This window comes from Winslowiella toletana, assembly GCF_032164335.1.
Taxonomy (GTDB): Bacteria; Pseudomonadota; Gammaproteobacteria; order Enterobacterales; family Enterobacteriaceae; genus Erwinia; species Erwinia toletana_A.
Window position 1 is genome coordinate 2,585,055 of the sequence record NZ_CP134152.1, and the last position, 15,439, is coordinate 2,600,493.

The 15,439-nt window shown below is 52.7% G+C and carries 14 protein-coding genes; 7 read left to right on the forward strand and 7 right to left on the reverse strand.

Annotated elements, in window-relative coordinates; all coding sequences use genetic code 11:
- Positions 1–239: 239 nt before the first annotated feature.
- The 3 genes from RIN69_RS12095 (at position 240) to ttcA (ending at position 2,031) form a co-directional block, all read left to right on the forward strand.
- A complete protein-coding gene (locus tag RIN69_RS12095) occupies positions 240–596 on the forward strand; it encodes a type II toxin-antitoxin system RelE/ParE family toxin (RefSeq protein WP_313852088.1) in 357 nt (118 codons plus the stop codon).
- A complete protein-coding gene (locus tag RIN69_RS12100; protein ID WP_313852089.1) occupies positions 586–903 on the forward strand; it encodes a helix-turn-helix domain-containing protein in 318 nt (105 codons plus the stop codon). The genes RIN69_RS12095 and RIN69_RS12100 overlap by 11 nt, the downstream gene beginning before the upstream one ends.
- Before the next feature lie 192 nt (positions 904–1,095).
- The gene (gene ttcA, locus RIN69_RS12105) at positions 1,096–2,031 is read left to right on the forward strand and encodes a tRNA 2-thiocytidine(32) synthetase TtcA (protein WP_313852090.1); all 936 of its coding nucleotides are present in this window, start codon (positions 1,096–1,098) and stop codon (positions 2,029–2,031) included.
- Between the two features lie 43 nt (positions 2,032–2,074).
- On the opposite strand, the gene ynaL is transcribed toward ttcA, so the two are convergent.
- Together ynaL and zntB are read right to left on the reverse strand one after the other, a co-directional pair.
- On the reverse strand, positions 2,075–2,236 hold the full coding sequence (ynaL, locus tag RIN69_RS12110; RefSeq protein ID WP_313852091.1) for a proline-rich small protein YnaL: 162 nt from the start codon (positions 2,234–2,236) through the stop codon (positions 2,075–2,077).
- Positions 2,237–2,505: 269 nt separating this feature from the next.
- Positions 2,506–3,489, reverse strand: a complete 984-nt coding sequence (gene zntB, locus RIN69_RS12115) for a zinc transporter ZntB (protein WP_313852092.1) — start codon at positions 3,487–3,489, stop codon at positions 2,506–2,508.
- A gap of 340 nt (positions 3,490–3,829) precedes the next feature.
- Between zntB and bglF the strand changes: the two genes are divergently transcribed.
- Together bglF and RIN69_RS12125 are read left to right on the forward strand one after the other, a co-directional pair.
- Positions 3,830–5,725 (forward strand): PTS beta-glucoside transporter subunit IIABC, encoded by a 1,896-nt coding sequence (bglF, locus tag RIN69_RS12120; RefSeq protein ID WP_313852094.1) that lies wholly within the window; start codon positions 3,830–3,832, stop codon positions 5,723–5,725.
- A gap of 16 nt (positions 5,726–5,741) precedes the next feature.
- Positions 5,742–7,136 (forward strand): glycoside hydrolase family 1 protein, encoded by a 1,395-nt coding sequence (locus tag RIN69_RS12125; RefSeq protein WP_313852096.1) that lies wholly within the window; start codon positions 5,742–5,744, stop codon positions 7,134–7,136.
- A 50-nt stretch (positions 7,137–7,186) separates the two neighbouring features.
- Here RIN69_RS12125 and licT read toward each other — a convergent pair whose 3' ends face one another.
- From licT to RIN69_RS12140, 3 genes are all read right to left on the reverse strand, one after another.
- Entirely contained in the window at positions 7,187–8,050 is an 864-nt protein-coding gene (gene licT / locus RIN69_RS12130; protein WP_313852098.1) for a BglG family transcription antiterminator LicT, read from the reverse strand.
- A gap of 207 nt (positions 8,051–8,257) precedes the next feature.
- Positions 8,258–9,409, reverse strand: a complete 1,152-nt coding sequence (locus RIN69_RS12135; protein WP_313852099.1) for an RHS repeat-associated core domain-containing protein — start codon at positions 9,407–9,409, stop codon at positions 8,258–8,260.
- A gap of 110 nt (positions 9,410–9,519) precedes the next feature.
- A complete protein-coding gene (locus RIN69_RS12140) occupies positions 9,520–11,142 on the reverse strand; it encodes a peptide ABC transporter substrate-binding protein (RefSeq protein WP_313852100.1) in 1,623 nt (540 codons plus the stop codon).
- A 159-nt stretch (positions 11,143–11,301) separates the two neighbouring features.
- On the opposite strand from RIN69_RS12140, the gene mpaA reads away from it, so the two are divergent.
- Complete coding sequence (mpaA, locus tag RIN69_RS12145) at positions 11,302–12,009, forward strand: murein tripeptide amidase MpaA (RefSeq protein ID WP_313852101.1); 708 nt, start codon at positions 11,302–11,304, stop codon at positions 12,007–12,009.
- Here the strand turns inward: mpaA and ycjG are convergent.
- Positions 11,993–12,970: an L-Ala-D/L-Glu epimerase gene (gene ycjG / locus RIN69_RS12150; RefSeq protein WP_313852102.1), complete on the reverse strand. Its 978-nt coding sequence runs from the start codon at positions 12,968–12,970 to the stop codon at positions 11,993–11,995. The two genes, mpaA and ycjG, sit on opposite strands and share 17 nt — an antisense overlap.
- 211 nt (positions 12,971–13,181) lie before the next feature.
- Here ycjG and tpx point away from each other — a divergent pair, with 211 nt between their 5' ends.
- A complete protein-coding gene (tpx, locus tag RIN69_RS12155) occupies positions 13,182–13,685 on the forward strand; it encodes a thiol peroxidase (protein ID WP_313852103.1) in 504 nt (167 codons plus the stop codon).
- Between the two features lie 88 nt (positions 13,686–13,773).
- Here tpx and tyrR read toward each other — a convergent pair whose 3' ends face one another.
- On the reverse strand, positions 13,774–15,339 hold the full coding sequence (gene tyrR, locus RIN69_RS12160) for a transcriptional regulator TyrR (RefSeq protein ID WP_313852104.1): 1,566 nt from the start codon (positions 15,337–15,339) through the stop codon (positions 13,774–13,776).
- Between the last annotated feature and the right edge of the window lie 100 nt (positions 15,340–15,439).

Below are 15,439 nucleotides of genomic sequence, written 5' to 3' on the forward strand. Positions count from 1 at the left end.
CGGGCGGGTTAATGGCGCGTAGTTTAGCAGAAAAGATCCTGCAGTATCTCACAAGAGTTGGCGAACTCGCTGCCAGCCAGCAGAGCTTGAGGTATAAGACTAAATGTCAGGCAGGGTTCATCATCAGCAAAGGGAGGAATACAGCCTCTCGCTGAAAATGTCACCCGGTGACTATGCAATTACCAAACCTCATGCTAAATTATACCTATATGGGTATAATCCGACGAATGGATACGCGGATGAAAACACTATATTGGATCAACAGTAGTAAAAAAGATCTTCAGTCGTTACCTGAGAAGGATCAGGACACCTTCGGCTTTGCCCTGCATCTGGCGCAGTGTGGCGATAAACATGTGCAGTCTAAGCCATTAAAAGGATTTGGCGGTGCCGGTGTACTGGAAGTTGTTGAGGACTTTTTTAGTGACACTTACCGGGCGGTGTATACCGTTAATTTTAATGATGCTGTGTACGTCCTGCACGCTTTTCAGAAAAAATCTTCATCCGGTATGGTGACGCCAAAGCCGGACATGGACAAAATTCGTGAAAGGCTGAAAACCGCAGAAAACCATGTTAAAGGAGTTTACCATGAGTCATGATATTGAAATCAGCAGCGGCAATGTGTACGCCGACATCGGCCTGAATGATGCCGAAGAGATGCAGGTAAAAGCTCAGCTTGCTACCGCTATTGGCAATATTATTAAAAGCCGTCGCCTGACCCAGGAACAGGCAGCCAAGCTGCTCGGAATAAGCCAGCCTAAACTGTCTACGCTGTTGCGTGGGCAGTTCCGCGGGATCAGCGAAGCCAAAATGCTTGATTGCCTGACTCGCTTAGGCCGTGATATCGAGATTGTGGTCAGCAAACCGCGCTGCACCCCCGGCAGCTTGAAAGTTGTATTTGCCTGATACCCAGACAGCCTGACTTATCAGGCTGTCTGCAAGCCCGCTTTGCTGATAATCGCTATCATCGGGTCTCGTTCAGCAGGCGCAGATTGGCATGTCGCCGTAAAACGCGCTGGCATTCGCCGCCGGAATCCGTACCATATGTAGCCCGCCATGCCCCTCTGGTGCCCATTTTAGAGTCAGAGCCTTAATAAAATGCAACAAAATCAAGAAAACACCAAGAAAGAGCAGTATAACCTGAACAAGCTGCAAAAACGCCTGCGCCGCAACGTCGGTGAAGCGATTGCCGATTATAATATGATAGAAGATGGCGATCGCATCATGGTCTGTCTCTCGGGCGGTAAAGACAGCTACACCATGCTGGAGATGCTGAGCAGCCTGCAGAAAAGCGCGCCAATCTCCTTCTCGCTGGTGGCGGTGAATCTTGACCAGAAGCAACCGGGATTCCCGGCGCATATTCTGCCGCAATATCTGGAAACGCTGGGCGTTGAATATCAGATCGTTAATGAAGACACTTATTCGATCGTTAAAGATAAGATCCCGGAAGGCAAAACCACCTGCTCACTGTGCTCTCGTCTGCGTCGCGGTATCCTCTACCGTACCGCCAGCGAGCTGGGTGCGACCAAAATCGCGCTCGGTCACCATCGCGATGACATCCTGCAAACGCTGTTCCTGAATATGTTCTACGGCGGCAAGATGAAAGGTATGCCACCGAAACTGATGAGCGATGATGGTAAACATATCGTTATCCGTCCACTGGCCTACTGCCGTGAGAAAGATATCGAGCGTTTTGCCATCGCGCGCCAGTACCCTATCATTCCATGCAACCTGTGTGGTTCACAGCCTAACCTGCAACGCCAGGTGATTGCCGATATGCTGCGCGACTGGGATAAACGCTATCCAGGACGCATTGAAACCATGTTCAGCGCCATGCAGAACGTGGTGCCATCGCACATGGCCGACCACGCTTTGTTTGATTTCAAAGGCATTCAGCACGGTAGTGAAGTCGTTGACGGTGGCGATCTGGCGTTTGACCGTGAATCAGTGCCCGCACAGCCGGTCGGCTGGCAGCCAGAGGATGACGACGAGCAGCAGCCGTTACAACGTCTCGACGTGTTAGAAATCAAATAATCATAGCCAGATTATCAAGGGCGGCAGATTCTGCCGCCTTTTTTTATACGTGTGGCGGTGGATCAATGATTGGATGCGGGTTTGGCTCGTCAGGTGGCGGATCGGGCATCGGTTGTGGCCGTGGAATCGGTTCGGGAATCGGTATCGGATCGGTGGGAACCGGGTCAGAAGCCTGCGGACGTTCAGCATAATCACGGGTAGACATGCGTTGCTCCTTCGTTAGGCATGGAGTTTAAGCATAGGAAGGATCGCTCTGGCTGGCAAACAAGCAAAAAAAAACCGGCGAGTAGCCGGCGTCGTACGAATCAATTAGTGCTATGCGTTAATTCGAAAAAGGAAGTGAGACAATATGGAGCGCAACGTCCATCGCTTGACGTTACATTCACCTGCGGGAAAGATTGTGCCGCGACAGCGCCATCAATTTATTGATATCGATCAGCTTTAGCCGCCCTTTTTACGAGTTATTGCTCATTTTCACAGCCAGTTACGTCGTTTTAACCACCAGGCAACGCCGAGTACCAGCACGACTAACATCAGGCAGAAAACGCTGAAGCCAAACCGCCAGTCGCCACCCGGAATACCGCCAAGATTGACGCCAAACAGTCCGGTCAGGAAAGTGGTTGGCAGAAAGACCATCGCCAGCAGTGACATGGTATAGGTCCGACGATTCATCGCGTCCGCCATTACCGTGGTGATTTCGTCAGCCAGTACCGCGGTACGCGCCACACTGGCATCCAGATCATCCAGCCCGCGACCCAGCCGGTCAGAGATTTCCTGCATCCGGCGGCGCTGATCGTCGTCCATCCAGCCCAGACGTTCGCTGGCCAATCGGGCATAAACATCACGCTGCGGTGCCATATAGCGGCGCATCACAATAATCTGCTTACGAATCAGCGCCAGTTCGCCGCGTGCCGGAACACGTTGATCAAGCAGCGCATCTTCCAGCTCGATAATTTTATCGTGCAGCTCTTCGATAAATTCGCTGGCATGATCGGTTAGCGCATCACAAACGTCCACCAGCCAGCTGCCACCATCCACCGGGCCGTTGCCATTTTGCAGATCGGTCAGCACTTCATCAATGGCGTAAACCTTGCGACGCCGGGTTGAGACGATCAGTTTATCGTTAATGAACACCCGGATCGCTACCAGTTGGTCGGGACGTGACTCAGTGTTCAAATTCACGCTGCGTAAGGTGATCATAAAGCCATCGCCCAGACGACTGACGCGCGGACGCATGCTGTCACCGGCAAGCCCTGCCCGCACGGTATCCGGAATCAGCGGCGTTGACATCAGCCAGTCGGCGCTTTCACTGTGGGTATAGTTCAGGTGCAACCAGCAAGGACGTTCGCAGTCAATCACTTCGCTGTCGTTGATAGGGATCAGCCCACCTTTGCCATCAAGCTGGCAGGAGATAATCGCATCGGAAACCTGTAGTGCTTTGCCTTCAATGACGTCCACGTAGCGCCTCAGTTGCTGCATAATCAATGTGATACAGTCTAGCGTGCAACCTGGCAGATGCAATCTCCCTTGCTCGGTTAAGCGTTACAAAGCACGTCATCGTTATCGGTAAAAGCTGGATCGGGCTCACGTATTTGATTTTTCATGACGTAAATACCTTGCCTGGTGCGTAAGGCTGAGCAACACTCGGCTCAGAAATACAGGATTGTTACTGAGTTATCAGGCAAAACCTAAACCCCTTGTCTTCGCCCTTGCTGGCGTCGGGACAGGCGGTTTAGGTTTTTTTTTGGCCAGCGTTCAGTAACGGCGAAAGCAGCAGGCTTGTTCAGGAGCTAACAAAATGAAATACAAGGAATTATCAGAATCGATTCTCGCGGGCGTTGGCGGTAAAGACAACATTAAATCTGTGATGCACTGCGCCACCCGCCTGCGTTTTAAGCTGAAAGATAACAGCAAAGCAGACAGCGCCGGACTGAAGAATAATCCCGGCGTGATAATGGTTGTGGAAAGCGGTGGCCAGTATCAGGTGGTGATTGGCAACCATGTATCTGAGGTATATCAGGCGCTGCTGGCCGAAAGCGGCCTCGGCGATCGGCAGGACGCCTCTTCGACCGATGCCGATAACGAGTCATTGTTTGCCCGTTTTATCGATATCGTTTCCGGTATTTTTACGCCATTTATTGGCGTGATGGCCGCCTCCGGGATTCTGAAAGGTTTACTGGCGGTGGGCCTGACGATCGGGGCAATTGACGAGACCAGCGGCAGTTACAAGACCCTGTTTGCCGCCAGTGATGCACTGTTTTACTTTTTACCCATTGCACTGGGCTACACCGCTGGAAAAAAATTCGGTGGTAATCCGTTTATTTGTATGACCATTGGCGCGGCGTTGGTGCATCCGGTGATGCTGGAAGCCTTTCAGGCAGAACAAAACGGTGGCGCGCCGATTCACTTCTTTGGCATTCCGATGCTGCTGATTAACTACAGCTCGTCGGTTATTCCGATTATCTTCGCCAGCTGGCTCTCCTGCCTGACTGAGCGCACCATCCATACGCGGCTGCCTTCTGCTATTCGCAACTTCACCACGCCATTACTCTGTCTGGCATTGGTAGTACCACTAACATTTCTGGTTATTGGTCCGCTGGCGACCTGGCTAAGTCAGCTGCTGGCTGATAGCTATCTGTTTGTTTACCAGCTTAACTCGACGATTGCCGGTGCGTTAGTCGGCGCGCTGTGGCAGGTATGCGTGATTTTCGGTCTGCACTGGGGGCTGGTGCCGATTATGCTGAACAACCTCAGCATCACCGGTCAGGACACGCTGTTACCGCTGGTGCTTCCGGCGATTATGGGTCAGGCCGGCGCCACACTTGGTGTACTGCTTCAGACCCGTGATGCCCGAATGAAAGGCATTGCCGCCTCAGCCTTCAGCGCCAGCCTGTTCGGTATCACCGAGCCTGCGGTGTATGGCGTCACTCTGCCGAGACGCCGTCCATTCATCTTCGGCTGCATCGGCGGCGCACTCGGCGCAGCAATCCTTGGCTACTGGCACACCGCTACCTTCTCATTTGGATTAGCCAGCGTATTCACCTTTGCGCAGGTGATACCCAAAACCGGTTTTGATGCCACGGTCGTCGCGGCGATTACCGGCTCTGCTGTCGCTTTTATCTTTGCCGCTATCGCCACGCGCTTTTTCAGCACCGACAGCGTCGCCCCCGTCGCCAGCGCTGAAACCGCTGGCGTGAGGGCCGAACCACCAACCGTCGCCGCTGCTGCTCTGTTAACGAAAACCACCCTCAGCAATCCGATCGCCGGTCAGGTAATGCCGCTCGAACAGGTGAATGATGAAACCTTTGCCAGTGGACTGCTGGGTAAAGGCATCGCGATCAAACCAACCCAGGGTCGGGTCGTTTCACCGGTCAACGGATGCGTCTCTTCGCTGTTCCGTACCCGCCACGCCATCGGTCTGGCCGATGAAAACGGAGCGGAAGTGCTGATCCACGTCGGTATCGATACCGTTAAGCTCAATGGTCAGCATTTCATCGCCCATGTAAAGCAGGATGACGAAGTCCGGATCGGTGACCTGCTGATTGAATTCGATATTTCCGCGATTACCGCGGCAGGCTATGACCTGACCACGCCGGTAATGATCAGCAACAGCGATGACTACATCGATATTTTAGCCGCCAGTCAGCAAAGCCAGCTCGATGAAGGCGCCCCGCTGCTGACTCTGATTAAATAACTCAGGAGAACCCACTATGACCACAGCATTCCCGCAACATTTTCTTTGGGGTGGCGCCGTAGCCGCCAATCAGGTTGAAGGCGCATGGCAGGAAGACGGTAAAGGCGTATCGACCTCTGACTTGCAGCCAAAAGGCATTTTTGGTGAGCGAGTCGAACGTCAGCCTGGAGACAGTGGTATCAAGGATCTGGCGATTGATTTCTATCACCGCTATCCGGAGGACATCAAACTGTTTGCTGAAATGGGCTTTACCGTGCTGCGCACCTCGATTGCCTGGACGCGAATTTTTCCGCAGGGCGATGAAACTCAGCCCAATGAAGCCGGACTGGCCTTTTATGATCGCCTGTTTGATGAGATGGCGAAATATAATATCACGCCGCTGGTCACCCTTTCCCACTATGAAATGCCGTATGGGCTGGTAAAAAACTATGGCGGCTGGGGCAACCGTAAAACCATCGATTTCTTTGTCAATTATGCCCGCACGGTATTTACCCGCTATAAAGACAAAGTAAAGCACTGGCTGACCTTCAACGAGATCAATATGTCGCTGCATGCGCCGTTTACCGGCGTCGGCCTGCCGGAAGAGAGCGATAAACAGGCGATTTATCAGGCTATTCATCATCAGCTGGTCGCCAGCGCACGTGCGGTGAAAGCCTGCCATGAGATCGTGCCGGAAGGGAAAGTCGGGAACATGCTGTTGGGCGCAATGCTCTATCCGTTAACCTGCCGCCCGGCAGATGTAATGGAAAGCCTGCGACAGAACCATGACTGGCTGTTCTTTGGGGACGTGCAGGTGCGCGGCTACTATCCCGGCTATATGAACCGCTTCTTTAGGGAGCAAGGCATCAGCCTTGTCATTGATGAACAGGACAAACACGATCTGCAACACACCGTCGATTTTATCTCCTTCAGCTACTATATGACCGGTTGCGTCACCACGGATGAAGAACTGAATCAGAAATCACGCGGTAATATCCTCGATATGGTGCCAAATCCGCACCTCGCCAGTTCAGAATGGGGCTGGCAGATTGACCCTGAAGGACTGCGCTACCTGCTGAACGTACTGTGGGAGCGCTACCAGAAGCCGCTGTTTATCGTTGAAAACGGTCTTGGCGCGCGCGACACCGTTGAAGCCGATGGCTCAATAAACGATGATTACCGCATCGCTTATCTTAACGATCATCTGGTGCAGGTACGTGAGGCGATTGAAGACGGCGTGGACGTTTGGGGTTATACCTGCTGGGGCCCAATTGATCTGGTCAGTGCCTCGAAAGCCGAACTCTCCAAACGCTATGGCTTTATCCACGTTGATCGCGATGATAACGGTAATGGCACCCTCGTTCGCACCCGTAAGAAGAGTTTCTTCTGGTATCAGCAGGTAATCAGCAGCCACGGTGAGTCGCTGAAATAATCTCTCTGTCACTGAAGCTGCCGTTAGCCAACGGCAGCTTCAGTTTAACTTCAGGCTTCGTCGTCTGTTTCCTTCAGCGCCAGCGTCTCTTTTCTGACCCGCTCGATATGAATCGTCAGAAACATCCGTTCTTCACTACCCAGCGCGTAGGAATACTTTTTCATTACATGGCGATCAATCTTTTGCACACACTGATAAGACTGCGGATAACGGTCGCGCACCACATCATGCAGTGACGGGTCATCGCTGTAGACGCCGCGCTTTCCCAGCATTCGCTGGGCAAAAAACTTCAGATGAGTGACAAAACGGTTATAGCTGAGCGCATCGGTCTGATAATCAAGTTGCAGTTGATATTTAACGATATGCAGTATCTCCTGCATAAAACGAGTGATATGCATCACTTCCGGCATTTCGCTGTTCAACTGGGCGTTAACCAGATGCAGGGCAATAAAGCCGGCTTCGTCCTCCGGCAGCGCCGCCGCTAAGCGTGTTTCAATGATGATCAGCGCTTCCAGCCCGAGCGCATACTCACGGGGATAGAGGCTACGAATCTCATGCTGCAACACGTTGCGCATTGGCAAATTCTGCCGGTGGCGCTCAATGGCGAAGTTGATATGATCGGTCAGCGCAATCGCCACGCTGTCATGCAGACGCGAATTAAGCCGTTCTTTCGCCAGCGCGATGATACATTCACTGGCAATTACCACCTCCAGGGGAATTTCAGATAATAGTTCGCTTAACCGGCCGGTCAGCTCGTGACTTTGCAGGGCAAAAATCTTTTCGATTAATGCATCGTTCAGTGAATCTCCGGCTCGCTTTTGAAATGCCAGACCACAGCCCATCACTACCTGTTCATGGCCCTGTTCGTCGTGGACGACCACTACATTATTATTCAGTATCTTGGCTATTATCATTTTCCGGCCTGAAAACAAAAAAACCTGACTGCCAGAGTCGCATTTCTCCAGTCAATCAGGTTTTGCCTGCACGAAGGCAGTAACAATCCAGCCCATTACCTTAATTCATTCTGTTACCGCCTCAAGCCCCGGCAGAGCGAAGTGTGACTTAGATCGCGAACTGTCAGACAGTCAAGCATGCTTTTAACCCGGCATTAACAGCCCGGTTCAGAAATAAACGCCGGTCTCCTGGTGCATTATCCCTCCAGAATCAGGGCGGTAAGTTACCGGAATACCTTCCGTGATATAGAGCAATTCTGATGTCTGACCCACGCTTTCGACAAAATGCTGAACCACTCCCTCAACGAAAAGACGATTTCCCGGAAACTCCCTGTCGAGATTGGTCAGTAATTGATCCAGTCGTCCGGTTATCCACACACTTTCAGGCCAGCCGGTAGAGGTGATATTGGTTGCCTCAGCAAATTTAGCCACAAAGCTACCAAAACCATATTTGGCACCGTCACACATTATAAATCTGACTTTTTTAATGACCCCGGAGTCCAGAGGATAATTATTATTCTTAAACCATCTTATGGTTTGTGTGACGGTAAAACCGTCATCGCCGGCGTCCGGTAACATAATACGGGCAATTCGCCTGGTTTTATCACCATGTGCGGCTATATTTAGCCGGAGCTCGCCATCAATATGATCGTAAAAAGTATAATCCAGCCACATCCCATGTCCCCAGTCATGTCCAGGTGACTGCCCGAGTAATTTAAAATTATACGGTCTGACACCGTCTAAATAGTATGTGCTGTTGATTGCGGCCGATCCTGCCATCATCGGCCCACGGGGATAGGATTGTGCTATCTCAGCGCGCGGCTTATTTCCAGCGGCAACCAGGCCGGCACCAAATGAGAGAATGCCGCAAGCCAGGGATAGCCAGCCCAGCACCGCCGAAGCTTCAGGATTGCTCCGGCTGATTACCGTGCTGGCTAAGCCGGTTAAATCCGCCGTAGCCGACGATGACCCAGCCAACAGTGATACCGTCGAGGCCGAGTCCAGTGCGGCGAAAACACTCTCTGCCGCCGCTATCGAAGTGCCAGCGCTAAATAATGCACTCAGTAAACCAAGCACACTCAAACCTATTCCCAATACCGACTGCCAGCTCATATGCCCCGAAGGGTCGGCCCGGTTGATTGGATCTCCCACGCAGTAAGCATAGGGATTAATGCCGCCCTGTCCGAACGGGCTCCAGCTGTCCGGACAAATGAAACGCTTTAGCTGTGGATTATATGCACGATAACCGTTACCAAGAAGATAGTTGCTGCTGACCGAATCCAGACGTTCGCCGTTAAAACCGAGAATAACGTTATTCATAAACAGTTCCCTGTTGTTTAAATAACGATCTAATAGGGCAATTGACGATGGCAGGCAAATAAAAAAGCATCATGAAAATCATGATGCTTTTGCTGTCACAGTGCGATCATTTATTTATGCTGCAGAATATACATTTCGCGGCTGTAAGCCACATCTTCCGGATTATTAATTGGATACCCTTTTACATATGGCTTAATCAGGCGGCCATTAGTGTACTGATATATCGGCGCAATGGGAGCCTGATCGGCAAGGATCTGCTCGGCCTGGTTGTAATCATCATTGCGTGCCGCATCATTATTTTCGTTACTGGCCTTTTCCAGCACGCTGTCATAATTCGCATCTTTAAAGCGCGCAATATTACCACTGTGGCTGGAGGTCAGCAGGCTGAGGAAACTTGAAGGTTCGTTATAATCTCCGACCCATGACGCGCGGATAACATCGAAATTACCGGTGTTACGGCTGTCGATGTAGGTTTTCCACTCCTGATTTTGCAGCTTAACGTTTACGCCGAGATTTTTCTTCCACATCGAGGCTACTGCAATCGCAATTTTTTGATGGTTCTCTGAGGTATTATACAGCAAGGTCAGATTCAGCGGTTTTGCCGGGCCGTAGCCGGCTGAGGCCAGCAACGCTTTCGCCTGCGCATTCAGCTCTTCCTGTGAGTGCTGCTGTAAAATGCTGGCTTTCGGTTTGAAACCGGCAGTCACGTCCGGAGTAAAATGCCAGGCGGGTTTTTCACCCGTGCCCAGCACTTTTTCGGCGATAATATGACGATCAATGCTCCAGGATAAGGCTTTGCGCACCCGCACATCGGCGGTTGGGCCTTTCTCCGTGTTAAACGCATAATAATAGGTGCCCAGCTGATCTGGCGTATACACCTCATTTGGAATCTGTTTTTTCAGCAGCTGATAGAGATTTTTGGGAAAGGATTCGGTGATATCAATATCACCCGCACGATAGCGTTTAGTGGCGCTGGACTCTTCGTTAATCGGCAAAAAAGTTACCCTGGTCAGTACCGAGTGGGCGTTATCCCAGTAGTTATCGTTGCGCACCAGCACAATTTTTTCGTTAACCACTCGCTGCTGCAATTTATACGCGCCGTTCCCCACCAGGTTGCCCACTTTTGTCCAGTCATTACCCAGCTTTTCAATGACTTTTTGTGGTGTCGGGAAGAGACTGAAATTGGCCGTCAGACTGGCAAAATACGGCACCGGTTTATCCAGTGTGATCTGCAGGCGATAATCATCCAGTGCCGTGATACCAAGCTTATCCGTCGGCATCTCTCCTTTAACAATCGCACCGGCATTCTGTATTCCCGCCAGTTCGGCAAACCAGGCAAATGACGAGGTATTTGCAGGATCGACCAGCCGACGCCAGCTGTAAACAAAATCATGTGCGGTGACAGGGTCACCATTCGACCAGCGCGCATCTTTGCGCAGGGTAAACGTCCAGGTTTTGTTATCGTTACTTTGCCAGCTTTTCGCCACACCCGGCACGATATTGCCCTCGGCATCCTGATTAGTCAGCCCTTCGAACAGATCGCGAATGACCTGAATTTCCGGCAACCCTACCGCTTTAACCGGATCGAGCGAAGCGGGCTCATCTTTAATGTGACGAACGATTTCCTGTTTTTCTGCCAGCTGAGTACCGGCCGGAACCGTCGCAGCCAGCGCTGAAGAACAGGCGCTGGCAATCAGCAACGCGCCCAAAGTGAAGCGGAACGGTTTGATCATAACGTACCCCTAACCAGTCACGGTATAAGTTGAAAGAGTTATTCACGGCTGAAGATTTTGACTGGCACTTTAGCGCAAATTGTTGATCGATAAATAGCTATTTTCTCTGCTGTCATTTTAAGCTAGCTTTACTGGGATCACCCTCACAGGAGCGACACTATGTCTTTGTTACACCCGCGAACGCAGCGCGGCAAGCTGGATGCCGACATGAAAATTTACGGCAGCTCGGTGCTGGGCGCGCCACTGTTATGGTTTCCGGCACCGGCCGCCGATGAAGAGAGCGGGCTGATTCTGGCAGGCACTCACGGCGATGAAACGGCCGCCGTGGTGACGCTCTCCTGTGCAATGCGCACCCTGCTGGAGCCACACCGTCGTCATCATGTCGTACTGGCGGTCAATCCGGATGGCTGCCAGCTCGGCCTGCGAGCCAATTCGCGGGGCGTTGATCTCAACCGCAACTTTCCGGCCGCCAACTGGCAGCCGGGCGATACGGTATATCGCTGGAATAGCGCAGCAGATCAACGCGACGTGCGGCTTTCGACCGGCGACAGCCCCGCCTCTGAACCGGAGACCGAGGCGCTATGCCAGTTAATTCATCATTTGCAGCCGCAGTGGATTGTCACTTTTCACGAACCGCTGGCCTGTATTGAAGACCCGCGCAGCAGCCCGCTGGGGCACTGGCTGGCGAAAAAAATGGCTTTGCCACTGGTGACCAGCGTCGGTTATGCCACTCCCGGCTCATTCGGTAGCTGGTGCGCCGATCTCAGCCTGCCCTGCATCACCGCCGAATTGCCGCCGATCTCCGCCGATGAATCGACGGAGAAATATCTGCAGGCGATGATCGATCTGCTTAGCTGGCAGCCGTAAGGTCAATGCGCCCGCTGGAGAAACGTAACGCCGGTTCGACATCCGCCGCCAGCCATGTTGGCCCGTCGAGATCGACAAAGCGTGCCAGCGGGGCCAGCGGCAGCGCTGCGTTGATCGCTCTTGAGGTACAAAGCATACAGCCAAGCATAATGCTAAACCCTGCGGCGCTGGCTTCCGCTGCCAGCGCCAGTGCTTCAGTCAGGCCACCGGTTTTATCCAGCTTAATATTCACCATCTCGTAGCGGTTAACCAACTTACTCAGGCTGGCGCGGGTATGGCAACTCTCATCAGCGCAGATCGGCAATGGATGTACAAAGTTCTCCAGCGCCGCATCATCCTGCGCCGGTAACGGTTGCTCCAGCATCACCACGCCAACATCTGCCAGCAGCTGGCAGCGTGCCGCCAGCCCTTCACTTTTCCAGGATTCGTTCGCATCAACGATCAGCAATGCTTCCGGCACCGCACTGCGTATCGCCATCAGCCGCTCGGTCAGCAGATGATCGTCAAGTTTGATTTTCAGCAGACGCGCACCGTTTTGCCACAGCGCCAGCGCACTGGCCGCCATCGCTTCCGGGGCATCAATACTGACGGTCTGCGCCATCATAATTTCGTCAGGCATGCGGGTGGCGGTCAGCTGCCACAGCGACTGGCCGTCACGCCGCGCCTGCCAGTCCCACATTGCGCTGTCGATAGCATTGCGCGCTGCGCCAGCCGGCAGCAGAGTTTGCAACTCAGCTCGCGTCATCCCGCGCTCAAGCTGCGGTAACAGCGCACTGATTTGAGCCAGCACCGAGGCTTCACTCTCACCATAACGTGGATAAGGCGTGCATTCTCCAACGCCTTTAATTCCCTCTTGCTCCAGCTCCACCACCACTACCCCGGCCTCGCTACGTGAACCGCGCGCAATAACAAATGGCGAATGCAACGGCCAGGCTTCCGGGTAAACTTTTACAGCTCTCATCCACGCTTCCTTTTTCCAGTTGATACTCAGTTTGTAGCGCATCGCGCAGTTCACCGCTATTTACTTAGGTAAAAATTTAAACCTGTGCCAGGGTTACTGATTCAACCAGCGTCATAGAGATGTCATCTGCGACCTGAATAATTTCTCTCTGTTTATCAAGCCAGATGCCCTACACTGGCTGACCAGTCAAACACATGTAAAAGGAATCAATATGTCTCAGACAGTTCATTTCCAGGGTAACCCGGTGGCGGTTGCTGGTCAGATCCCAACGCCGGGTCAGGCAGCTCAGCCGTTCACTCTGGTGGCCAAAAATCTTTCTGACGCCTCACTTTCCGATTATGCTGGCAAGCGCAAAGTATTGAATATCTTCCCGAGCATTGATACCGGTGTTTGCGCTGCTTCTGTGCGCAAATTTAATCAGTTGGCAGGCGAGCTGGATAATACCGTGGTGCTGTGCATCTCTGCCGATCTGCCGTTTGCCCAGTCGCGCTTTTGCGGCTCAGATGGCCTGAGCAATGTGGTGACGCTGTCAACGCTGCGTGGCGGTGATTTTAAACAGAATTACGGTGTGGCAATTGTTGACGGTCCGCTGCAGGGTTTGACTGCCCGCGCGGTGGTGGTGCTGGATGAAAAAGATCAGGTGTTGTATAGCGAACTGGTCAATGAAATCACCACTGAACCGAATTATGATGCAGCACTGGCAGCACTGAAATAATTGAGAAGTCTGTTGGGATCACACCCGGCATGCCCTCATTAAGGGAGCCGAAAACGGCTCCCCTCTGTTTCACCTGATGCCGCCTGCGTCAGGACGACGACTCTTTCTTCTGCCCCAGACCATATTCGCGCAGTTTATTGGCGATGGCGGTATGAGAAACCCCAAGGCGTTTTGCCAGTTTGCGGGTACTGGGATAGGAGAGATACAGGCGCGTCAGTACCGAGCGTTCGAAGCGGCTGGTAATCTCATCCAGCGATCCCTCAATCGCATCATCTCCCAGCGAAACGTCCATCGCCAGTTCCGGCAATACAATATCCTGTGGACGTAGCTCATAGCCCTCCAACTGGGTCAGCGCCCGATACAGCGAATTTTTAAGCTGGCGCACGTTACCCGGCCAGTTATAGCGGGTTAAAAAAGCATTCAGCTGCGGCGACAGGCGTGGACGCGCCACCCCTTGCTCGTCGGCGAAACGGGCAACAAACAGTTCTGTCAGTGGCAGAATATCCTGCGGGCGATCGCGCAGCGGCGGCAAGTTAATCGTCAGCACATTCAGCCGGTAGAACAGATCTTCACGAAACTCGCCGCGATTGACCATTTCAGTCAGGTTCTTCTGCGTTGCGCAGATCACCCGCACATCGACATGCACTTCATGCTCTTCCCCTACCCGGCGGAACGTGCCGTCGTTCAGGAAGCGCAGCAGTTTTGTCTGCATACGCGGTGACATTTCACCAATTTCATCCAGCAGCACCGAGCCGCCATTTGCCTGTTCAAAGAAACCTTTTTTACCTTCCAGCGCATTGGGGTAAGCACCCGCAGCATGGCCAAACAGCTCACTCTCTGCCACATCATCCGGCAGCGATGCGCAGTTAAGCGCCAAAAAGGGTTTTTTACCGCGCGTGCTGCGCAGGTGGCAGGCGCGTGCCAGCATATCCTTACCGGTACCGGTATCACCGACGATCAGCAGCGGCGCATCGAGCATCGCCAGTTTACGGGCCTGCTCGACCACCTGACGCATTTTCGGGTTAACCGCTACCACATGGTCGAATTCAGAATCATCGTTAACCGCCAGATTCTGTAATTGTTGCCCCATCCGCGCCGTCGATTTCAGCATAATCACTGCGCCAACCAGGCTGGTTTGCGCCTCGTCATCGCCAGCGGTATAAATCGGCCGCGCCTCCATCAAAAAGTCACGGCCCTGAATCACCACGTGCTGCGCGTGCGCTTCAACCCGCTCGCTCTCCAGCCAACGGGTAAAATTGAAACCGGTTATCAAGGTACTGACGTTGTGATTCCGCATTTTCTGCTCGTCAAGACCAAACAACAGCTGCGCCGCCGGGTTAGCCAGCTCGACCTTACTTTTCAGATCCACCGAGAAAACCGGTTCCGGCAGCGCCACCAGCAGTGCACTCAGTGCGCGGTGTTCGCGCTCTGACGGCATAAATGCCACGGTGCGAACATCAGTAACACCGGGGATGCGACGGATCTCGGCCATCAGATTACTGAATTGCTCAAAGGCAATGGCGGAGAAATTGAGATAGATACGGCCGATAGCGGCGATTTCGATACCGCGAAGATCGATACTGCGTTCGACCAGTAAGTCCAGCAGTTCACGAGTCAGACCAATTCGGTCCTGGCAAAAGACTTCCAAACGCATTGGGTTGGCCTTGTTCAAAGATGAGAAAAGCGGTTACTGAAATAATACGCCATGATGCGTCTGGTCAGAAGCGTTCTGTCATGAAAAGTTGACAGCCAGC